This is a genomic window from Brevibacterium iodinum ATCC 49514, from assembly GCF_900169265.1.
Taxonomy (GTDB): Bacteria; Actinomycetota; Actinomycetes; order Actinomycetales; family Brevibacteriaceae; genus Brevibacterium; species Brevibacterium iodinum.
Window position 1 is genome coordinate 14,898 of record NZ_FXYX01000023.1, and the last position, 22,248, is coordinate 37,145.

Sequence of the window (22,248 nt, forward strand, 5' to 3'; positions counted from 1 at the left end):
GCGCCTGGCGAGCGGTCGGCGCGGACGGGTGCCGCTCCGATTCGCCGCTCATGAGAAAATGAGGGCATGCCGACTGTTTCCCTTGCCGAAATCTCGCCCGCCATCGCTCTCGGACCGCTTGATGGTCGCTACCGCAAAGACACCGCTGACCTCGTCGATCATCTCTCCGAGGCGGCGCTCAATCGGAACCGCATCATCGTTGAGATCGAATGGTTCATCCATCTCGCACAGAACTCGGTGATCGAGGGCGTTCGCACCCTCACCCCCGATGAGGTCGACGGACTGCGCGCCTTCGCCGCCGACTTCGACGCCGACACCATCGCCACGCTGGCCGCTCATGAAGCCGTCACCGTCCATGACGTCAAGGCCGTCGAATACACAATCAAAGAAGCCCTAGTGACGATCGGCGCCGAGGACCTCGGCGAGCTCGTCCACTTCTGCTGCACGTCCGAAGACATCAACAACCTGTCCTGGGCGCTGGGCATCAAGGGTGCCACCGAACAGGTGTGGCTGCCGCGTGCGAAGGCTCTCGTCGACGCTCTCGCCGAGTCCGCCGCGGAACTGGCCGAAGTTCCGATGCTCGCCCACACCCACGGGCAGCCGGCCACTCCGACGACGATGGGCAAGGAGCTCGCGGTCTTCATCCACCGCCTGCGCCGTCAGTACGAACGCATCACCGCCACCGAGTTCCTCGGCAAGATCAACGGTGCCACGGGCACCTATTCGGCCCATCTGGCCGCTGTGCCGGGAGCGGATTGGCCGCAGATCGCCCGCACCTTCGTCGAAGACCGTCTCGGGCTGACCTTCAACTCGCTGACCACGCAGATCGAATCCCATGACTGGAACTCCGAGCTGTTCGCCGATATCGCTCGGTTCAACCGGATCGCACACAACCTGGCCACCGATATGTGGACCTACATCTCGATGAACTACTTCAAGCAGATCCCCGTCGCGGGTGCGACCGGTTCGTCGACGATGCCGCACAAGGTCAACCCGATCCGCTTCGAGAACGCCGAAGCGAACCTCGAACTCTCCTGCGCCCTGCTCGATTCCCTCGGCTCGACGCTGATCACCTCGCGGATGCAGCGCGACCTCACCGACTCGACCTCGCAGCGCAATACCGGTGTCGCCTACGGCCACTCGGTGCTCGCGCTCAACAACCTGGTCAAGGGCCTCGGTGCGCTTGCCATCAACGAGGATGCTCTGGCCGCCGACCTCGACGGCAACTGGGAGGTCCTCGGTGAAGCCGTCCAGTCGGTCATGCGTGCCGCCGGACTGCAGGGCGTGCCGGGAATGGACAACCCGTACGAAACTCTCAAGGAGCTCACTCGCGGCAAACGCATCAACCAAGCCGATCTGCAGACGTTCGTTGACGGTCTCGGGCTGCCCGAGGAGCGTGCCGAACTGCTCAAGGCACTGACGCCTGCAACCTATACCGGTGTCGCGGCTCAGCTCGCCGAGTCCGAGGTCTCGGATTGGCAGGCCTTCAGCGAAGGCTGATCTCAGACCCTGGCAACGCCTCGAGGCCGGTCTCCGATTTCGGAGACCGGCCTCGAGGCGCATTTCCCTGGTCGGCTGATGGCGTCCAGCCGCAGACCTCACGGTTCGCAGCCGCCGCCCTCGCGAGTCGGCCTCGAGAGTCAGACGGAGGGGATGTCGAAGGTCGTCGTGAACTCCGGGACCTTCTCGCCGGTTCCCAGCACCTTGCCGGGTCCGCGTTCGTAGCGGATCGTGTAGGCGTCCTGCTTCTCGTTCGGAACATAGGCGAGCCAGCCCTGGTGGGTTCCGCCGTCTCGGCGTCTGACGTCTTCGAAGGGTTCGTAGCCGGCAGCTCGCATTTCGGCTTCGAGACCGTCGGTCTGGTCGTACCGGTAGTCCGCTCCTCCGTCTTCGGAGATCTTGAACGCTCCGGACTGGATGAGTCCGCTGTATTTCTGCCCCGGGGTGATCTTGACCTCGAGGAGGACGACTTCGCCGCCGAGTTCGATCGCCGACGCCCTCTTGGACGACTCGAAGTTCCGCACCGCAGAGAGCACCTCGACTTTGTCCTGCATCTCCGGATCCTCGAAGCTTTCGCCGATGCTGACCTGCCCTTGGCTGCCGGACGACGCTCCCGAGTCCGAGCCGGTGGACCCGTCAGAAGACGAGGTCGACGAGGAGCCCGAGGTCGACTGGTCGGTACTCGAGTCCTGACCACCGGTCTGGTCCTGTCCGGTCTGATCCTGGACGTTCTGGTCGGCGTTCGTCTCCTGGCCGTTCTGGTCGGCGCTCGACTCCTGGCCGTTCTGGTCGCCCTGATCCTGAGCGTTCTGATCCTGGCTGCCCTGATCCTGAGCGTCGGCGTTCGACTGTTCTCCGGTCTGGCCCTGTTCGGGCTGGACGGCCTGGCTGATGAGCGAGCAGCCCGAGAAGGCGAGTGTGCAGCTGAGCAGGGCCGCAGCGGTGAAGGTGGCACGCTTCATGCGTTTCATGATGACTCCTTGATCGGTCTCTCACACCCGGGAGTCGTTCGCCCGAATGCGTGTTCTGAAACCAACCTATGAGTTCATCGAGCGCGAGCTGTGCGCAGAGTGTGGCAGAACGGCAACGTCTGTCACCGATCAGCCGCAGCCCCCGAAGAGTCTCACTGCGCGAGGCGTCCGTGTGCCGCTTTGAGCGGGCCGCGGCAATTCCCCGGCCACGTTCTCAAGCAGGGACGAGATGCTTGTCCGCGTCCACCTCGGCGAGGGTCTTCTTGCCCATGCTGCGGGCGAGGATGAGAGTCGGGACTCCGGCGACGACGATGACGACGGTGGCGTAGATCGCCGGCGCGAGAGTGATGCCGGTCGACGACATGAGTGCCGTGGCAATGAGCGGCGAGAGACCGCCGAAGAGCACGGTGGCGACGTTGTAGCCGATCGCCATGCCGGAGAAACGGCTCGTGCCGGTGAACTGCTCGGGCACCATTGCGGCAGCCACCGCGCTCCACCCGGCGGCGGGAATTGCGAGGAACGCAACACCGAAGACCGCCCCACTCGAGGAGCTGCCGCCCAGCAGAGCGTATGCGGGAATGATCGTGAACACGAAGACAGCCATGAGAACGGCCAGGGCGGGCTTGCGCCCGAACCTGTCCGAGGCGAGGCCGAAGAACGGGGTGACGACGATGGCGACGACGGCCGCGACCGTGCCCAGGGCCAGGGAGCCGGAGTTCGGGACCTTCGCCACCTCTTCGATGTACGTGGGCACATAGGTGATGTTGAGGAAGTAGCTGACCGAGCCGATCGAGGAGATGAGGAAGGCCACGAGGATCGCCCGCGGCTGTTCGAGGATCGCAGTGATGAGCGGGGAGCGCTCGAGGGCCGTGTCTTTCGTGCCCTTCTTCTCCTTCTCTGCCTGCTGCAGCCGTTTGAAGGTCTCGGTCTCCTCCATCATCGACCGCAGCGGAACCATGAGGATGGCGAGCACGGCACCGAGGACGAACAGCAGCCGCCAACCCCAGGAGTCCATTGCCTCGGGGCTGAGCGTATTCGCCAGCAACGCACCGGACCCCACCGCCAAGAGGGCGCCGACCTCGCTGTTGGCCGCAGCCCAGCTGGCCGCCAATCCGCGCTTTCCCGGTCCCGCCGATTCCATGAGGAAGACCATGATTCCCGTGTATTCCGCGCCGACGGAGAATCCGGACAGGCAGCGCAGGGCGACCATGAGGACGCCTGCCCAGATGCCGATCGTGTCGTAGTTCGGGATCACCGCGATCCCGAGCATGGAGATCGCCATGAGGACCGCGGAGATGATGAGCGTCGATCGCCGTCCGATCCGATCACCGAGGTGGCCGAAGACCATCGCACCCAAGGGCCGGAAGAGGAATCCCGCCGCGCCGACCCCGAGGGTCAGGAGCAGAGAATCCGTCTGATCGCCGAAGAACTCCTTGGTCAGGGTCGTGGCGACATAGAAGAAGATCGAGAAGTCGTACCATTCGACGACGGTGCCGAATGCGGCGACGAACATCGACCTGCGCCGGCCTCTCTCCCGCTCGCGGCTGGTCGCCTGGGTGGGTGATGCGGGATGGTTCCGATCCGACGCGGTCATTCCCTGAGCGTACCAGCACGCTCGGACATGGGATCCCGCGAAGGACTTCGGAGGAATACTGCCGAGGATTACGGCGGGGACGGACCGGGGATTGCATTGGGAGGGTACCGAATACGCCGGCACGGATGACGACGACCAAAATTATATTACCGACTAGTAGCATCCTGGCGTCGTGGTGATTACGCTGAAGGTTATGGACTCACTGCTCAAGCAGGATGTACGCATCCCGGTGCCGAGCCGGTACGGATCCAACGACCTCGAGGGACATCTCTTCCTCCCCACGGCCGACCCGCGTGCGGTGCTGACGATCCACCCGGCGACCGCGACTCCGGAACGCTTCTACTTCTCCTTCGCCGAGGCGGCCGCCGCGAGAGGGTTCGCCGTGATCACCTACGGCTTCCGCGGCGTCGGCGATCGAACCGAGGCTCGCGCACATCGGCACATCCGCATGCGCGACTGGATCTCAGAAGATGTGCTGGCAGCGGGTACCTGGGCGGAGGAGAGATTTACTGATCTGCCGCATACGGCGTTGGGCCACAGTGTCGGCGGGCACGCTCTGCTCCTGGGGTACGGCGGTCAGCGTCTGAGGGGAATCGCCACGGTCGCCACAGCGATGGTGGCGGCGCGCCGAATCGCACCCCGCAGCGAGCGCTTCCGAGTGGAATTCGGCCTCGGGGTCTTCGGCAGAGCAATCACTCGGGTGTTCGGGTACATGCCCGGCAGCCGAGTGGGACTCGGTGAGGACATTCCCGCTGCCGCTCTCTACGAGTGGACGAAATGGCTGCGCCGCCCCCACTTCTTCTTCGATGACCCGAGCTTCGATGCCGAGGCGCTAGCCTCCCGACTGCGCACACCTGTGCTCGCCATCGGCACCTCAGACGATCCTTGGGCGACGACTGCGTTCATCGATGCGATCACCGACCGGCTGCGACTGGCCCCGGTGACTCGTCGCACCTTCGCCCCGGAGGAGCTCGGGGTGACGAGCATCGGACATCACGGCCTGATGCGCAGATCGACCTCCGAGGCGGCCTGGCCGGAGATCCTCGACTGGCTCGACGCGCGAGCAGCCGAAGAATAGGTCACTACCGGAGACTCTCCGCCCGCCCAGGAGTATCCGTTTGCGACCACTTTTCGATCGCCAGTACCCGTTTGCGACCGCCTATCGACTGACCGCCCCTCAGCAGCGGGTGACGTCGACGGCCCTCAGCGCCGCGTGAGACCGAACAGCGAGTCGGTGAAGCGATTGCCGAACATGGCCTCCGGATCCAGTCGAGCCCGCAGGTCGCAGAAGTCCGCGAATCGCGGATAGAGTTCGTGCAGGTCAGCGGCGGTACGAGTGTGGATCTTGCCCCAGTGCGGGCGGCCGCCGTGCCGGCACAGGATCTCCTCGACGACGCGGAAGTACTCGGCGAAGTCCTCTTTGATGAAACGGTGGACGGCGATGTACATCGTCTCCCGTCCCGATGCCGTCGACAGCGGCACATCATCGGCGGCGGCGCACCGAACCTCGAGTGGGAATGAGATCGCCCACCCCTTGGCCTCGATGACGTCTCTGATCTCCCGAATCGCCTCAGGCCCGGAGTCGAAGGGCAGCGCGTATTCCATCTCGTTGAACCGCACCCGCCGTGGGGTGACGAACACATCGTGACCCGGCGCCCGATACGTCCGGTCTGCCACGACGGACTGAGCGATCCGATTGATCGAGGGCACCACGGCCGGGACCTTGGCACCGAGCTCGACGGCCAGCCGCAGCGCCCCGTTCTCCACCACCTCTTTGTCGAGGAGGTTGAGCCACCGGTTGCGCACCCCCGCCTCGGCGAGGTGACCCGGCCCGACCTGTCCCGGTTCCACTCGGGTGTTCGTCTTCGTCAGCACCGAATCGGTGTGCGGGAACCAGTAGAACTCGAAATGGTCTGCCCCGCGCATCCGCTCGGTCAGCCCGTCGAGGAGCTCGTCGAATCCGGCGACCTTCTCCTCGGCGATGAGGTCGAAGGCCGGCACGCACTGGAGTTCGACCTCGGTGATGACTCCGAGGACGCCGAGGCCGACCCGTGCGAGGTCGAAGATCTCCGGTTCCGCCTCGGCCGACAGTTCCCGTACTTCGCCGTCGGGGCCCATGAGGCTCAGTCCGGTGACGGTCCCGGCGAACCCGGTGAACCCGATCCCGGTGCCGTGTGTGCTCGTCGAGATCGCACCGGCAAGGGACTGCGGATTGACGTCACCCTGGTTCTCCAGGGCCAGGCCGAAGGGTGCGAGGAGGGCGGGAATGTCCCGCAGTCGGGTGCCGGCGTGGAAGCGGACCCGGCCGGCCACCTCGTCGACGGCGACGATCCCCGACAGTCCGTCGAGGCTGACCATGACGTCATCGCCGGCGGCCACGGGAGTGAAGGAATGCCCGGCCCCGACGACCCGCAGACGGTCCCCGGCCGCTGCAGCGGCCGTGACGATTCCCGCAAGCTCCTCCGCCGAGGCGGGACCTGAGAAGGTGTGCGGATGTGCGTGGACGTGCCCGGCCCAGTTCCGGAACGCATGCCGGCCATTCACTGCAGATCTGCCCGATGCACGGCCCGCAATCGTCGCCGCGACACGTTTCGCACCGCGGCCGAGCCGTTCGCCGCGCTCTGACTGCACTTCTCTCACAGCACCAGTCCCTCCCCCCTGTATGTCGACCAGGTGTCGATGATCGTCGATCCCGAGACGACGAGGAATTCGTTGAAATGTTCGGCCAGTTCGCCTGCTTTCGCATGCCTGAACCACACGAGATCCCCGATGCGCAGCACTTCCGTGCCGGGCCCGGTCAGCGGAGTCTGCACCTCGCCGGGACCTTCGAGACCGGAGTACTCGAGGCCCGGCGGCCAGGCGATGGTCGGCAGCCGGTCGGAACCAGGAACCCCCGACGCGATGAATCCGCCTTTGAAGACCGTCACCCAGCCGGGTGCAGGGCGGCGCACGACGGGCGTGACGAAGTATGCGGCCGGCCGATGCCGAAAGTGCGTATAGCCATCGAAGAGGCCTGGGGAGAAGAGGCCGGATCCGGCGGCGAGTTCGGTCAGAGTGCCCTCGACGGAGCTGGATTCGAACGAGCCGGTCCCCCCGCCGTTGACGAATTCGAGGTCGGCAACCTCGCGGACTGCGGCGATGACGGCTGCTCGTCGTTCGGCGAGTTCGACGATCGAGGCCTTCTGAATGGCGCGCACGATCGTCTGCCGCACCGAGTGTCCGGCATCGGCGGTGCCGGCGATCTGCCCCTCGTAGAACATCATCCCGACGAGGTCGAAACCGGGCCGCGCCGCGACCTGCCGGGCAAGCGCGATGGCCGCTCGCCCGGCACGGATCGGCGAGCGCCTGGCCCCGATATGGAGGCGGTCGCCCAACCAGGATTCGGCAGGTCGATAGGAGGAGTCGACGTCGATGCACACCCGCACCGAGGCGGCTCCCGCCTCGACGAGGCCCTTCCCCTCCCCTGCCGGACCGGTCCCGTCCGAGGAGGACCTCCGCCCCGCCTCGGCGAGGTTCTCTCGGACGTCGTCGATGATGTCGAGGTGGTCCACGGAATCGATCATCAGGGTGATGTTCGTGCACGCTCCCGCCTCGGCGAACATCCGACTCAGGGCAGCTCGGTCGAGACTGGGATAGCCGATCACGATATCGCGGACGCCGCGGGCGTGGAGGAACAGCGCCTCGGGGACGGAAAAGGCGAGCACCCCGGAAAATGCGGGGTGGGCGAGCGCCCGGTCGATGGCGGCGGGCACGCGCAGCGACTTCGTGGCCAGGCGGATCGGCAGTCCGCGAGCCCGCTCGGCAAGGGCATCGAGGTTCGCGTCGAAGGCGTCGAGATCGAGGACGGCGGTGGGTGCGCCGGTCCCCTTCAGCGCCCTCCGCAGATCGCTCGAAACCATATTCGGTAGTCTAGCCTGCGATGACCTACGTCACAGAAAGAGGAAGCCGATGAGCACAGAGACCACCGCACGCACCTCCGAAGCAGACGCTGCCGGGACCCCTTCCGCGCATGTCACCGCGGCGCTGCGGGACTTCCTCGACACCGATCCGTACGCTGATGCCTCCGGCTCGGGCGAGGTGATGCGCGGAGTCGAACCGTTCACCGGCCAGGAGGTCGACCGGTTCGCCCGGAACACTCCCGACGATATCGAGGCCGCCTACGCCACCGCGCGCATTGCCGGCGAGGCATGGGCCGCTCAGTCGGTCGAGCACCGAGCGAAGGTGCTCACCCGACTGCATTCCGCACTGGCCCGGAATGACGATCTGCTCCTCGACATCATCCAGTACGAGACCGGCAAGGCCCGCATCCACGCCTATGACGAGATCCTCGATACCTTCAATGTGCTCCGCCACTACGGGGTGATGGCCGCCCGCTATCTGCGCCCCGAACGACGGCGCGGAGCCATCCCCGTGCTCACCCGCACCGAGGTCACCCGCACCCCGCTGGGCGTGATCGGGTTCATCACACCGTGGAACTACCCGCTGACCCTGGGGGCGACCGACCTGTTCGCCGCCCTGACCGCCGGCAATGCCGTCGTCCACAAACCCGATTCGACGACGACGCTGACCTCGGTGTTCATGCGCAGGCTGGCGATCGCCGCCGGCCTGCCTGCCGAGGTCTGGCAGCTTGTGCCCGGGCCCTCCGTCGAGGTCGGACCCGCGCTCATGGCCGGCGCCGACGGAATCTCGTTCACCGGGTCGACGGCCGCTGGGCGGTCGATCGCCGCCGAGGCGGGGCAGCGTCTGCTCCCGGCGGCTCTCGAGCTCGGAGGCAAGAATCCCCTGATCGTGGCCGCCGATGCGGACCTGGAGAAGGCCGTCGAGGGTGCCGTGCGCGGATCGTTCTCGTCGGCCGGGCAGCTGTGCATCTCCATCGAGCGCATCTACGTCCACGAGGACCTCTATGAGACCTTCTGCGCCCATTTCGCCGAGGCGGCCCGTGCCTACCGTCTCAGCGCCGAGTTCGAATACGGCCCGGATATGGGAACCCTGGCGGGACCGAAGCAGCTCGAGACGATCACCAACCATGTCGAGCAGGCGCGCAGCTCCGGTGCCACGGTGCTGGCCGGCGGACACCCGGTGCCCGACCTCGGCCCCTACTTCTACGCCCCGACCGTGCTCACGGATGTTCCTCCTGAGGCGGAGCTGCGTCGGAAGGAGACCTTCGGTCCCGTCGTCTCAGTCTATTCGGTGCCGTCGGATGCCGCGGCGATCGCTGCGGCCAATGACAGCGACTACGGACTCTCGGCATCGGTGTACTCGCGCTCCCACGGGCGTGAGATCGCGCGGCAGGTCGAGGCCGGAATGGTCAACGTCAATGAGGTCTACCCGGCCAGCTGGGGATCCATCGACGCACCGGCGGGCGGAGTCAAGGCCTCGGGAATGGGCCACCGGCACGGCCCCGAAGGCCTCTTTCAGTTCATGCACTCGCATACGATCGCGCAGCAGCGCCTCCACCCGATCGCACCGGCCGGCCCCCTCGACCAGGCGAAGTTCGCGAAGGCTATGACCGGGGCGCTGCAGGCCATGCGGTCGCTGCGCATGAAGTAAGCCGGCAGATTTAGGTCACCATCGGATACTTTTGGCGCCAGGAAGTATCCGAAGGTGACCTATGTTTCGGGCCGATTGTCCGATGGTGACCTATTCTCCTGCCCGGGCCGTGCTGGGGAGGAGATTCTGCGGCGTCAGGCGAACACCTCCGCCGATGAGTGGGGCTCAGAATCTCAGCGGGATTCAGCACGCGGTGGCGTTCAACGCCTCGGTGGGGGTCAGTTGACGTTGTCGAAGAATTCGTGCGCCACCGGCACGGCCGCCTCGGCGCCGAGTCCGCCGTCTTCGACGAGCACGGCCACGGCCAGGTCGCCCTGGAAACCGGCGAACCACGAATGGGTGCGCGGCGGGGAGTCATTGCCGTATTCTGCCGTTCCGGTCTTGCCGTGGACCGGGTCGCCGGGAACGTCTTTGAGCGCGGTCGCGGTGCCGTCGGTGACGACTGCTCGCATCATCTCTGAGATCTCCTTCGCCGCTTGGCCGTCAAGGGCCCGAGGATCGTCAGCCCCTTCCGCGCCCGACTCGTCGACGCCGGCATCGTCGAGGGCGTTGCCGAGCACGAGCTGCGGGTCCACGGTCTCCCCGGCCTGCACCGAGGCGGCCAGCGTCGCGACGGACAGCGGGCTCGCCTGCACCTTGCCCTGACCGATCATCTGCGCAGCATGCGTGACCTCGTCGTCGTCGGCCGGCACCGAGGCGGTCTTCGCTCCGATGGCCGAGGCGCCGCCGAGCATGCCGAGCTGGGCGGCGGCGTCGGCCAGCTCGTCGCCGGTGACCTTGTCGGCGGAGGAGACGAATGCGGTGTTGCAGGAGTGGGCGAAGTCGTCGGCGAAGCTGACGGTCCCGAGCACTTCGTCTTCGGCGTTCTTGAAGCTCTTGCCGCCGATGTTCGCGGTCTTCGGGCAGTCGATGTCATCGTCGGGTCGCACCCCGGAATCGAGGAGTGCCAGACCGGAGGCGATCTTGAACACCGAGCCGGGAGCGTACTGGCCGCTCAGCGCTCGGTCCCAGGCCGCTCCTTCCGGGTCGTGGTTGGCCACGGCGAGCACGTGGCCGTCGCTGGGACGGATCGCGACGACTGCGGCCGGCTTATTCGCGGTCGCAGCCGCCTTGTCCGCGGCGGTCTGGATATCGACGTCGAGGGTGGTCTCGAGATTCTCGCCGTCTTTCGCTTCGAAGGCATGGAGACTCGTCAGCTTCGTCGTTCCGCCCGTGTCATCGCTCGCATCGCCTTTCGCGAAGACTTCGACGCCGCCGGGTCCGCTCAGCCGATTGTTGAATGTCTTCTGCAGACCCGTGCGGCCGATGATCTCGCCGGGGATGATCGTGGCCTGGGATTTCTCGATGTCGTCGGCGCTGGCCTGCCCCACGGAACCGAGGGTGGCCTGGGCGAAGCCGCGGGACCGGGTCAAGGTCTGGGTATCCTCGGTGAACAGCACTCCCGGCAGATCGTGGATGGCGTCCTTGACCGACTTGTAGTCGTCTTCGCGCAGCGTCACGACGGGGACGAGCTGGTTGCCTTCGGCGACATCGACGGACTTCTCGAGATCATCGGCGTCGAGGTCGAGGGAGTCGACACCGTCGTTGAGTCCGCTGACGAGTCGGCCGATGGTGTCGGTTTCGAGCCGGCTCGGGTGGACGCCGATGTCGACGACGTTCCCCTCCTCCATGAGCACTGCATCCTCGGCGCCGAGGATGTTCCCCCTCCTTCCCTGATTCGCGCGCAGTTCGAAGCGACCGCCCTTGCCGAGCTTCGGGTGGATGGCCTTCTCCGTGAGATCTGCCCACCAGAAGAGCCCGTTCTTCTCCAGGGGCAGCTGCGAACTGTACTCCCAAGACTCTCCGTCGTTGTTCGCCCACGTCCAATCGAGGGTGGCCACGGTCCGACCGTCGGCCTCGGTGATGTCGTCGACGGTGACCGACCGCAGGTCGACTCTCGTGCCCAATGCCTTCGTGACGCGGTCGAACAGGCCCTGGGCGAGGTCCTTCTCATGCCAGATGTCCGAGCTCAGCTGCTCCTCGGCGAGGTCGTGGGCGGCCGCCTCTGCGGCGGAGGACTTCGTCATCGGCAGCCGGAAAAGGGCGAAGACTCCGGCTCCGGCGAGCAGCACGAGGACGAGGGCGACGGCCAGCCAGACCCGGGACTTCTTCGACATGGAACCATCCTCTACCGGGGTTCGCCCGATGTCCATTGCTCTGCAGCGAGACCGGCGCTACATCGGCCCCGAGACCGATTCTTGGGTCGATCCACGGCGGATTCGGCGTTCAGAACGCCGTGGATCGACCCAACAATGCTTGCGGCGTCGGTCACGGGCGCAGTGACGGAGCGATCAGCCCGCGGCGTTGGTCACGGCCGGCTGCTCGCGCACGTAATCCGCGGTCAGCCTGCGTCGGGGACGACGGTGTATTCGAGGACGGGACGACCGGCCGAACCGTACCGGGGGCGGCGCTCGAGCATCCCTGCGTCGGCCATGGATTCGAGGTAGCGGCGAGCGGTGACTCGCGAGACCCCGAGCCCTTCGGCCAGCTCTGCTGCGGACTGGCCGGGATTCTCGTTGAGCAGGCTCTTCACCTCGGCCTGGACCGCATCGGGCACGCCCTTCGCGGTCGCCGCCACGGTGTGGGTGCGCAGAGCCGAGATCGCTTTGTCGACCTCGGTCTGGGTGACCTCGCCGTCGTTCGAATCCCCGCCGAGGCGGTTGCGGAAGGACGAATACGCCTCGAGTTTGGATTTGAACACGGGAAAGGTGAAGGGCTTGATGATGTACTGGGCGACCCCGTAGGACAGGGCCTCCTGCACGATCTGCATGTCCCGGGCAGCGGTGACGGCGATGATGTCGACGTCGACGCGCTGACCGCGGATGGCGCGGCAGACCTGGAGCCCGTGCCCGTCGGGCAGGTTCATGTCGAGGAGGACGAGGTGGACGCCGGAGGGATCGAGGCCGTAGATCTGACCTGTGAGAGCAGCCATCGCCTGAGTGGCATTCTTCGCCACTCCGGCGACGTGATAGCCGTCGATGCGGTCGATGTACTTCGCGTGAGCACGGGCGGCGACCACCTCATCCTCGACGACGAGCACACCGATGCTCGATTCAGGCGCAGTTGTGTCCGACATGCCGCCAGTCTATCTTCACCCGTTTGACAGCGTCCCGGATCGTGTTGCAGTCCCATCACATCCGGTTCCGGTCCACCTGAGCGGTGCCGGCACCACCGGCGATCACCCGCCCCTATCCGACCTGCCCGTCGCCGGACCGACCGGAACCCGACCGGCCTGCCCCGGTCTGGCCTGCCCCGGTCCGACCCGCATTCCCCGGGTCGGGCAGCCACACCGTGAGCACTGCGCCCTTGAATCGGTCGCAGTCCTCCCCGTGGCCCTGCACATCGACGGCTCCCCCGAGGCGGCGGATCGCCTGCACGACCAGGGACAGCCCGACCCCGCGGGTGCCCGTCTGCTGGCGACCCTGTCCCCGGTCGGTCTCGACGCCATCGTGCTTCGTCGACCAGCCGCGCTCGAAGATCGAGTCGAGGTATTCCTCGTCGATTCCCGGGCCGTCATCGCTGACCTCGATCGTGAATCCGCCGGGACCGCCGGAGCCGGAGAGTTCGACATGGACTCTCTTGTCCTCGGGCAGTACGTCCTGCCTGATCAGGGCGTCGAAGGCATTGTCGACGAGGTTGCCGAGGATCGTTGCGAGGTCGCGATCATCCCCGCCGAGGTTGCCCGTGAGGTCCGCAGTGTCCACCGTCATCTCGATGCCCGCCTCGGCGGCTTGGGCGATCTTCGACAGCAGCAGCGCCGAGAGGACGGGATGGTCGAAGGTCATCGACCCCTCACCGTTGACCCGGTTGAGATCGTCGATGTCCTTGGCCGCGAAGTCGATGGCCTCGTCGACGTGCCCGGTCTCGAGCAGGGACACGACCATGTGCAGCCGGTTCGCGTATTCATGGGTCTGCGCGCGAAGGGAATCGGAGAAGGAGCGCACGGAGACGAGTTCGCCGGAGAGCTCGGCCAGCTCCGTGTGATCGCGCATGGTCACGACCCACGTGTCGCTGGCCGCCTCGGTGGGCTGCTGATTGACGACGAGAACACGGTCGTCGGTGTAGTGGATCTCGTCACGAGCCCACCGTCCGGAAGCGAGCAGATCGTGGAGCGCCTCGGGCAGGTCGAGTTCGCGCAGCGGCATCTCCTCCGCCGAGGTGGGACCCGAGTCCGCATCGTCGCCGGCGAGCGGCATGCCCAGCAGTTCCCGGGCCTCGGTGTTGATGAGCACGATCCCGCGGGCTCGGTCGACGAGCAGCAGCCCTTCGGAGACGGCCGTGAGCACGGAGGAGTAGAAGTCGAGCATGCTGCGCAGCTCGTCGGCACCGTAGTCACCGGTGACCCTTCGCAGTCCCCGCGACGTCACCCAGGACGAACCGATGCCGAGGACGAGGGTGAGGACGGCGATGCCGATGAGCCATTTGCCCTGCGCCAGGAAGCCTTCGCGGACCGAATCGGCGGAGCTGCCGACGATGACGGCGCCGACCACGGTGTCCGACCTCAGTCCGTCGACGCCGACGTGTTCGGCGTAGACCGGGGTGACGACGTACATGGTGCCGTCGGCCGGGCCGCCGTCGTTGATGAAGCGCACGGTCGACCTGCCATTCTGCAGGGCCTGTCCGTCGACGGCCTGGGCCAGCTGGTCGATGGAGTCCTCCGGGATCTTCCCGGAATCCGCCGAGGCGGTCTTCGCTTCCAGCGCCTGCTGGCGTCCCGGTGAGCCCAGGGTCGGCGGGGTGAGCAGGAAGTCGATGGGCACGACCGCGGCGATGTCGAAGCCGTATTGGCTGATGACGTTGTCCAGCAGCGTCTGAACGTCGTCGCGGGATTCGGAGTCGAGGTAGTCGTTCTGGCCGACGTCACCGGTGCCGACGAGGCCCAGTGACATCGAGATGTTGTCCGCGGCCGACCGCAGCAGGTCCTGTTCGCGCTTCGTGTTGAGCTGGGAGAGCTGGAGGTAGAGCAGGCTCGTCGTGAGCACCATGATGCCCACGAGCATGATCGAGTTCGCGAACATGATCCGCCCGGCCGCGGAGAGGCGGACCCACCGACTCAGGCGACCGACCGGTCCGGCGGGCCCCTTCGCCAGCACGGTGCGCTTCTTCTTCGGCATGGAATCCATTGTGCCACCCGCCCAGCCGCTGTCTGCCTGATCGGGCCGGCAGCTCATTCGGCCGGTTCAGAGGGCCTGCTGGGTCAGTCTGCCTGGTCGGTCAACCATGCCATTCCGGCCTGTCAGCCTGCCGGGTTCAGAGGGCCAGACTGATGGGTCCGGCGGGGACCGCGGAGCACACGAGCACCTCGTCGCTTTCGACGCGGGCGGCGGGTTCGATCGGATAGAGCACGGACCCGGCGGCCAGGGACACCGAACAGGTTCCGCAGGATCCGCCTCGGCAGGAGCTCGGCGAACCGAATCCGCGCGCTTCCAAGGACTCGAGCAGGGTGCCTTCCTGCGGCTGCCAGACGAAGCTCGTGCCCGAGTTCTCCAGTGTCACCTCGGCGGGCGAGCATGCGGCGATGGCCTCGCTCATCCCCGTGTTCGGAGAGGCGAAGGTCTCCTGGTGGACGGCGGGAACGCCGGCCTCGTCAGCGGCGGCGAGCACGGCCGCCGTGAAGTCGCGGGGCCCGCAGACCATGACGTTGTCACAGCCAGCCACCCAATCCACGAGCTCCCGGTGGCCGGGTCGACCGGCCGTCGCGGTGTCGCGGTGGTGGGTCTCGACGGGCACAGCACCCGAGTGGGCGCGGTCCTGCAGCCGGTTCCACAGGCATGCGGTGCGGTGGTCGCGGTCGACGTGGACGAGGCGGATCCGGTCGGTGGCGGGCAGGTCGGCCAGCCCATCGCTGCGCAGCAGTCCGAGGCTCGGGGTGATGCCGATTCCCGCGGTGATCAGGGCCGTTGTGCCGCCGAAGACGCGGGAGGCGGTCATGGTTCCGTGCGGTCCGGAGGTGAGAATCCGCTGTCCTTCGTCCAGCGATGCCACGGCGCGGGAGCCCTTGCCTTGGGTGCGGACGGCGATGCGGACGATGTCGTCGTCGACGTCGGTGATCGTATAGGTTCTCCAGAACGGTGCGCCGAGGTCGAGATGGACGCGCAGGTTCGTGCCCGGTTCGTCGAATTCGCGGATCCAGCCGAGGTCGTCGCGGAGGGCCACCTCGACGATGTCGTTGCAGATCTGCCGGCGGCCGACGACGGTCATGAACCGCGGAGTTCGTGCGACCTTGACCAGTTCCCGCGGGGCCGGGCCTTCGACGGTGATCTCGTCGCCGGCCGCGACATCGCCGGTCTCGAGGATCTGCCCGTAGATTCCGCAGTGCAGATGCCCGCAGGCGGAGTTGAGCAGCCGCGGCACGTTGACGTCGACCTCGGTGGTCGTCGGGTTGACGGTCGTCGCCGGGCAGCGTTCGATCGTCGAACGGATCGCCAGGCGCACGCCGCCGAGGCGGATGATCGAACCGATGAGCGCGAACTCCTCGAACGGGGCGAGTCCGTCGACGAGGATGTTGCCGCGGAACCGCAGCGGGTCGAGCTCGGCTGCGGGAGTAGCCGGGTCGTCCGTGCCGGAGGCTGGGCGTTCCGCCTCCTGCGTGCTCAGCCCGAGGGCCGCTCGGCCCTCCTCGGTATCGGCGATCGCGGCGACCGTGGCGGGGTTGATGAGCGAGATTCCCGAGCGCTGGGAGTCGAACATCCCCTGATCGGCGACTGCCAGGCGGCGCGGGAATGTACCCTGAGGGGGTATCCGATCGGAGAGGAACATCGCCGAGGCGGCCCGGCCCTCTTCGTCGTCCGTGGAGAAAGTCGTCGACTCTCCCGTCGGGGCCGTGAGGGTCACGGTCGCGGAAATATCCTCGACCGCCTCGGCGGTGGCACTCCGGCCACCCGGTTCAGGCGCGGTTGCGGATTCGGTGCCGATCGCCTCGGGGAGGGTCGCTGCGACCCGCCATCTCTGCAGGTCGGTATCGTTCTTGAGCACGGTGAAGGCGGAGTACGAGTGCCAGGCGTCGGCGGGGACGTCGAGGCTGCCGTTCGTGAACGCCGCGATCCGGTCGCCGCGGATTCCGCGGTCCTTGACCACACGGGCCTCGGTGAGCTCCTCGGCGGGGAATCCCTTGACCGGGAACCGGAACAGTCTGGCAGCACGCATGATTCGATTGTAGGAGCCGGAGAACACGTAAGGGTCAGGGTGAGAGCAAACACACAGCCGCCTCGACGAGGATCGATCTTGATTTATACCCTATAGGGGTATACCGTGTGACCATGACTGAGCAACATGGATACACCCCGCAGAAGGACGCTCTCGCACGGAGGATGAAGCGGATCGAAGGTCAGGTCCGCGGCATCGGGAAGATGATCGATGAGGACAAGTACTGCATCGACATCCTCACCCAGGTCTCCGCCGCGACAGCCGCGCTGCACGCGGTCTCCATCAACCTCCTCGAAGAGCACATCGCTCACTGCGTCGTCGACGCCGCCTCATCGGGCGACGACGAAGAAGCGCGGAAGAAGGTCGAAGAGGCATCAGCCGCCATCTCCCGACTCATCAAGAGCTGAGCGGAGGGCCGCGTCCACCCGATCGGGGTGCGACGACGCCTGAGGCTCGGACATCGGGAAGCACTCACAGCTGATAGGAGAGCACAATGACGACCACCACCATCACCGTTTCGGGAATGACCTGCGGACACTGCGAAGCCGCGGTCAAGGAAGAGCTCGGCGCACTTGCGGGCGTCTCGGACGTCGCGGTCGACCTCAACGCCGGGGGCGATTCCCCGGTCACGATCACCTCATCGGCCGCACTCGACGATGCGGCGATCCGTGCCGCCGTCGATGAGGCCGGCTACGAGGTGAAGTGATGCCTCGCGAGCTCGAGCTCGACATCACAGGCATGACCTGCGCGTCGTGCTCGGCACGGATCGAGAAGAAGCTCACCCGCCTCGACGGGGTCACGGCGGAGGTCAACCTGCCGCTGGAGACCGCGCATGTGGTCATCGACTCCGAACTCAGCGACGACGACATCACCGCCGCCGTCGAGAAGGCCGGCTACGGCGCCACGGTGCGCAGCCCCGGCGCGGGCGGTGCTGGTCCGGAGATCGTCGACTACGATCCCCGCCACCTGCGGCCGCGCTTCATCGGCTCGCTCATCCTGGCCGTGCCGATCGTCGCGATCTCGATGGTCATGAGCTGGCACTTCGCCGGATGGCAGTGGATCGTCGCGATCCTCGCCCTGCCCGTCGTCACCTGGGGTGCATGGCCCTTCCACTCGGCGGCGTACAAGGCCGCCCGCGGTGGTTCGACGACCATGGACACCCTGGTCAGCGTCGGCATCACCGTCGCGAGTCTGTACTCGTACTTCACGCTGGGCCGGGCCGTCGCCGACGGTCACGGCTGGGCGATCCCCGCCGAGTACCACGTGTGGTTCGAGGCGGCCGCGGCGATCACGGTGTTCCTGCTCATCGGCAAGCTCACCGAGGACCGGGCGAAGAGCCGGGCGACGGCAGCGCTCAAGGCGCTGCTCGATCTCGGCGCGAAGTCCGCGACCGTGCTGAGGGAGGGAGCCGCCGCGGACAGTGGGTCCGCTTCGGGCGAGGCTGCTGCGAATGGCGGCCCTGTCGAAGTGCAGGTGCCGATCGACGAGCTGACCGTCGACGATGTCTTCCTCGTCCGTCCCGGCGAGAAGATCGCCACCGACGGTGAGGTGCTGACCGGTCATTCGGCCATCGACGAGGCGATGCTCACCGGCGAATCCGTGCCGGTCGAGGTCGGCCCCGGAGATTCCGTCACCGGAGCCACGATCAACACCTCCGGTGTGCTCGAGGTCCGCGCCACCCGAGTGGGTGCGGATACGACGCTGGCGGCCATGGCCGATCTCGTCTCTCGTGCGCAGAACGGCAAACCTGCCGTACAGCGACTGGCCGATCGGATCTCGGCGGTGTTCGTGCCGATCGTCTTCGGCATCGCCATCCTCACCCTGCTCATCTGGGGCTTCGTCACCGGAGACGGGGCGGCGGGACTGCATGCCGCACTCACCGTCCTCATCATCGCCTGCCCCTGTGCCCTGGGTCTGGCCACGCCGACGGCTCTCGCGGTCTCGTCGGGGCGCGGATCCCAGCTGGGCATCCTCGTCTCCGGGCCCGAGGCGTTGGAGTCGACGCGGTCGATCGATACGGTCGTCCTCGACAAGACCGGCACCCTGACCACCGGCGTGATGAGCCTGACCGGAACCGAACTCTCATCCGCGGATTTCGATGTGCTCGCTCGTTTGGAATCGCGCAGCGAACATCCGATCGCCCGCGCCATCGTCGACGCCGCAACCGAGTTCGTCGGGATGGGTTCAGCGGGTGCTGTCTCGACCGGGGCTGCCCCGACTGAGCCGAGCTCGATGGAATCGGCCGAGGAATCGGCCAGGACCGCCTCGGCGAGGTCGGTCGAAACCGCGACCGGGTCATCGGTCACGGATTTCGAGAACATCGCCGGCGGCGGACTGCGGGCCACGGTCGACGGCGCCGAGGTGCTCGCCGGTCGCCCGGATCTGCTCCGGGAGCGCGGAATCGCGGTCGACTACCCGACCGATTCGATTCCGCGTGGGGCCACGATCGTCGCACTGGCGATCGACGGTCAGTTCCGCGGGTTGAGCTTCGTCTCCGATGAAGCCAAACCGACGGCCAAGGCGGCGATCGACGAACTGCATTCGCTGGGACTGAGCATCGTGCTCCTGACCGGAGACAATGCTCAAGCCGCCGAGGTGGTCGCCGAGGCCCTCGGGATCACCGAGGTCCGTGCGGATGTCCGCCCGGAAGGCAAGGTCTCCGTGGTCAGCGAACTGCAGGGGCAGGGCCGGGCCGTGGCCATGGTGGGCGACGGGGTCAATGACGCCGCCGCTCTGGCCGGTGCCGATCTCGGCATCGCGATGGGGTCGGGCACGGACGCGGCGATGGCGGCGTCGGACGTCACCATGGTCAAGTCCGATCCGCAGCAGATCCCGCAGGCGATCCGACTCTCGCGCCGAACCTTGGGGCTCATCAAGGGCAACCTGTTCTGGGCCTTCGCCTACAACACGGCAGCGATCCCGATCGCGGCGCTCGGTCTGCTCGACCCGATGATCGCCGGTGCAGCGATGGCGTTCTCGTCGGTGTTCGTCATCCTCAACAGCCTCCGTCTCCTGCGCTTCAAGTAGGGCAGCGGGGCCCTCCGGCGACTGAGTTGGGGCGGGCAAACGTCGGCCGCACAGCGGTAACCGACAGGCTGCCTCTTCCCGGACTGCGAGCACCCCCACCGAAAGCGCCATAACGCCCTGCAGGAGCAGAGCGTTATGGCGCTTTCGGTGTCTGATGCCTCAGCAGCTGTAGGAGATGGCAGCGGTGCGAGGTGGTGGCGCAGGAGACGAAGACGGCGTCCTGCGTCTCAGCGCAGGACTGGGGCGTCTCAACGCATGACCGGGTAGGACTGATTCTGGTTCTGAGTGTCCTTGCGCATCACCCAGTTGAGGTAGCTCGTGAAGCCCGACACCAGCACAAATGCGGCTCCGGCGTAGATGAATGCGTAGCCGAAGGCGCGGCCGTCCTGCCAAGCTCGGGTGACGATGATCGCGAGGACGAGAGTGACGATTCCGCAGACGACGCCGACTTTGATCGCGTCCTTGTAGGACACCGTACTGGTGGGCTTGCCGCCTGTGGACTTCTTCTTCGGGGTGTTCGTGGGCGCCATGCCGCTCATTCTACCGGTCCGACCTGAGAGGCGACTCGTCCCGTGCCCGAGATCCCTCCGGCACCGAGGCGGCGCCAAGTCCCCTTGTGGCCGAACTCTGACGCCGGGACCTTGACCGGTGCGGTCGGATCCGACGACGGCGCCGAGCTCCCTGCGCCGATGATCAGGTGGACTACAGGCTCGGAACAGGCAAAAATGAGGGTGTGCCCGTCACTGTCAGACGCGCCTCCAGGGAGGCGCTGTGCTCAGTTCACTCCGGCCAGGCCCCGCCTGGCCGTGAGCCATGCGCTGACGCCGAGCCGCGCGCTGAGGCCGCGATACCGAAATCCCCCCGTCGCACCGTCCGCACTGTCACAGCGCTCATCCTCGCGGCGATCATGGCTCTCACCGTCACAGCATGCGGCCCCGATCGCGGCCTCAAGGTCTCCCCCGAGGGCAACCCCTCCCCCTCACTCTTCGCCCCCAACACCGAGGCAGCCGGCCAGGCGAACGAACCGTTCTCGCTCGACGAGGTCCGCAAGGCCATCGAATCATCCTCGGGAATCGCCGTCACCGGCAGCGCCACGGAGACCGCCAAGGTCGTCGCCGACTGCGAGGACTGCCTGAAGTTCGCGTCGCCGTTCCTCAGCGGCGAACAGAAGTTCCAGCTGGTCACGGTGGCCAACCCCAAACAGCGGAATGAGATCATCGCCGGCGCTGTCATCAGCGAACAGAGAGGCGAACCCCGCCTCGAGCTCATCGCCACAGGCAATCAGCTCAAGGTCAGTCCCGGCAGAAATGGGACACTGGTGGTGCAGGAGGCCATGTTCGCCGACGGGGACAAAGCATGCTGCCCCTCCGGCTGGTCGGTGCAGGTGTTCCGCCTGCACGACGGTAGGTTTGAACCAGGTCAACGCTTCACGCGGCTTAATGGAGAAACGTAATGCACATAGTTCTGGTCGAGGATGACGAGGTCATCCGCGAAACGACGCAGATCGGACTCGAACGCTTCGACTACACGGTCTCGGCCTTTGCCGACGGCCGCGAGGGGTACGAGTTCGTCTCCGCCAACGGCGCTGACGTCCTGCTTCTGGATCTCATGCTGCCGACGATGAACGGCGCGTCAATCTGCCGTGCCGTGCGCGAACGTTCGACGATCCCGATCATCATCATCTCCGCCCGCTCCGATGCCATCGACATCGTCCAGGCGCTCGAGGCCGGAGCCGACGACTACCTCACCAAACCTTTCGACATGCAGGTGCTCAACGCCCGCATCCGCGCGGTCGTCCGCCGATTCATCACCACCGGTACCGACCGCTTCGGCTATTCCCCTGCCCCCGAGGCGGATGAGCATCACGAAACCGTCATCGGTCCCGGCGGCATGGTCACCGGCGACGGCATCCCCGAGGTCCTCGGCGCCAGCCCCGGAATGGACACCCGGGATCGACTGCGAGCGCAGCTCGAATCCGATGACATCTACCTCGGTGCCGGTGGGAAATTCACCACCGCCCCCGAGGCGGACGACGACGAAGAGGCGATCGGCGGCACCGGGGTTCCACCCCGCCCGAGTGGCTCGCCCACTGTGGCCCAGGAACCGTCCGGCTCCGACGGCGGGCTGGGTCCGTTCCGCACACGGCTGGGATCCCTCGTCCTCGACACCGGCCGGCTGACCGTCGAGGTCGACGGAGAGGAAGTCCATCTCACCCCGACCGAGCTGCGCGTCCTCCTGCTGCTGACCGAGCAGCCCGAACATGTGTACTCCCGGGAGAAGATCGCGTTCACTGTATGGGGATACGAATGGGCCGGCGACTCCCGCGTCGTCGACGTCCACATCCAGCGCCTGCGGAAGAAGATCGGGGCGAACATGATCGAAACCGTTCGCGGATTCGGTTACCGCTTCGCAGGCTGATCG

17 protein-coding genes are annotated in these 22,248 nt (G+C 66.5%); 8 read left to right on the forward strand and 9 right to left on the reverse strand.

The features are described from left to right. Positions 1–66: 66 nt before the first annotated feature. Complete coding sequence (gene purB, locus BI49514_RS13545) at positions 67–1,500, forward strand: adenylosuccinate lyase (RefSeq protein ID WP_101547015.1); 1,434 nt, start codon at positions 67–69, stop codon at positions 1,498–1,500. Positions 1,501–1,640: 140 nt separating this feature from the next. Here purB and BI49514_RS13550 read toward each other — a convergent pair whose 3' ends face one another. Both BI49514_RS13550 and BI49514_RS13555 read right to left on the reverse strand, forming a co-directional pair. Then, complete coding sequence (locus tag BI49514_RS13550; protein WP_101547016.1) at positions 1,641–2,471, reverse strand: hypothetical protein; 831 nt, start codon at positions 2,469–2,471, stop codon at positions 1,641–1,643. Between the two features lie 214 nt (positions 2,472–2,685). Then, positions 2,686–4,065, reverse strand: coding sequence for an MFS transporter (locus BI49514_RS13555; RefSeq protein ID WP_101547017.1), 1,380 nt, complete (start codon positions 4,063–4,065; stop codon positions 2,686–2,688). Between the two features lie 193 nt (positions 4,066–4,258). Here BI49514_RS13555 and BI49514_RS13560 point away from each other — a divergent pair, with 193 nt between their 5' ends. Further along, positions 4,259–5,143, forward strand: coding sequence for an alpha/beta hydrolase family protein (locus tag BI49514_RS13560; RefSeq protein ID WP_101547018.1), 885 nt, complete (start codon positions 4,259–4,261; stop codon positions 5,141–5,143). A 125-nt stretch (positions 5,144–5,268) separates the two neighbouring features. On the opposite strand, the gene BI49514_RS13565 is transcribed toward BI49514_RS13560, so the two are convergent. Together BI49514_RS13565 and BI49514_RS13570 are read right to left on the reverse strand one after the other, a co-directional pair. Further along, the gene (locus tag BI49514_RS13565) at positions 5,269–6,705 is read right to left on the reverse strand and encodes a D-arabinono-1,4-lactone oxidase (RefSeq protein ID WP_244195259.1); all 1,437 of its coding nucleotides are present in this window, start codon (positions 6,703–6,705) and stop codon (positions 5,269–5,271) included. Beyond that, positions 6,702–7,964: an amino acid deaminase/aldolase gene (locus tag BI49514_RS13570; protein ID WP_101547019.1), complete on the reverse strand. Its 1,263-nt coding sequence runs from the start codon at positions 7,962–7,964 to the stop codon at positions 6,702–6,704. Before BI49514_RS13570 ends, BI49514_RS13565 begins: the two co-directional genes overlap by 4 nt. A gap of 49 nt (positions 7,965–8,013) precedes the next feature. On the opposite strand from BI49514_RS13570, the gene BI49514_RS13575 reads away from it, so the two are divergent. Continuing rightward, entirely contained in the window at positions 8,014–9,615 is a 1,602-nt protein-coding gene (locus tag BI49514_RS13575) for a succinic semialdehyde dehydrogenase (protein ID WP_101547020.1), read from the forward strand. 218 nt (positions 9,616–9,833) lie between these two features. Here the strand turns inward: BI49514_RS13575 and BI49514_RS13580 are convergent, their stop codons facing one another. The 4 genes from BI49514_RS13580 to BI49514_RS13595 all read right to left on the reverse strand — a co-directional run bounded on the left by BI49514_RS13580 (position 9,834) and on the right by BI49514_RS13595 (position 16,800). After that, entirely contained in the window at positions 9,834–11,771 is a 1,938-nt protein-coding gene (locus tag BI49514_RS13580) for a penicillin-binding transpeptidase domain-containing protein (RefSeq protein WP_101547021.1), read from the reverse strand. 224 nt (positions 11,772–11,995) lie between these two features. Next, complete coding sequence (locus BI49514_RS13585; RefSeq protein ID WP_101547022.1) at positions 11,996–12,730, reverse strand: response regulator; 735 nt, start codon at positions 12,728–12,730, stop codon at positions 11,996–11,998. 112 nt (positions 12,731–12,842) lie between these two features. Then, entirely contained in the window at positions 12,843–14,768 is a 1,926-nt protein-coding gene (locus BI49514_RS13590) for a sensor histidine kinase (RefSeq protein ID WP_101547023.1), read from the reverse strand. A 136-nt stretch (positions 14,769–14,904) separates the two neighbouring features. Next, positions 14,905–16,800, reverse strand: a complete 1,896-nt coding sequence (locus tag BI49514_RS13595; protein ID WP_101547040.1) for an MOSC domain-containing protein — start codon at positions 16,798–16,800, stop codon at positions 14,905–14,907. A 113-nt stretch (positions 16,801–16,913) separates the two neighbouring features. On the opposite strand from BI49514_RS13595, the gene BI49514_RS13600 reads away from it, so the two are divergent. From BI49514_RS13600 to BI49514_RS13610, 3 genes are all read left to right on the forward strand, one after another. Then, entirely contained in the window at positions 16,914–17,207 is a 294-nt protein-coding gene (locus BI49514_RS13600; RefSeq protein ID WP_062862662.1) for a metal-sensitive transcriptional regulator, read from the forward strand. 86 nt (positions 17,208–17,293) lie between these two features. After that, the gene (locus BI49514_RS13605; protein ID WP_101547024.1) at positions 17,294–17,506 is read left to right on the forward strand and encodes a heavy-metal-associated domain-containing protein; all 213 of its coding nucleotides are present in this window, start codon (positions 17,294–17,296) and stop codon (positions 17,504–17,506) included. Beyond that, positions 17,506–19,827 (forward strand): heavy metal translocating P-type ATPase, encoded by a 2,322-nt coding sequence (locus tag BI49514_RS13610; protein WP_101547025.1) that lies wholly within the window; start codon positions 17,506–17,508, stop codon positions 19,825–19,827. Before BI49514_RS13605 ends, BI49514_RS13610 begins: the two co-directional genes overlap by 1 nt. Before the next feature lie 248 nt (positions 19,828–20,075). Here BI49514_RS13610 and BI49514_RS13615 read toward each other — a convergent pair whose 3' ends face one another. After that, positions 20,076–20,357, reverse strand: a complete 282-nt coding sequence (locus BI49514_RS13615) for a hypothetical protein (protein ID WP_101547026.1) — start codon at positions 20,355–20,357, stop codon at positions 20,076–20,078. Between the two features lie 377 nt (positions 20,358–20,734). Between BI49514_RS13615 and BI49514_RS13620 the strand changes: the two genes are divergently transcribed. Continuing rightward, positions 20,735–21,280, forward strand: a complete 546-nt coding sequence (locus tag BI49514_RS13620; protein ID WP_101547041.1) for a hypothetical protein — start codon at positions 20,735–20,737, stop codon at positions 21,278–21,280. Continuing rightward, complete coding sequence (locus BI49514_RS13625; protein ID WP_101547027.1) at positions 21,280–22,245, forward strand: response regulator transcription factor; 966 nt, start codon at positions 21,280–21,282, stop codon at positions 22,243–22,245. Before BI49514_RS13620 ends, BI49514_RS13625 begins: the two co-directional genes overlap by 1 nt. The last annotated feature ends 3 nt before the right edge of the window (positions 22,246–22,248 follow it).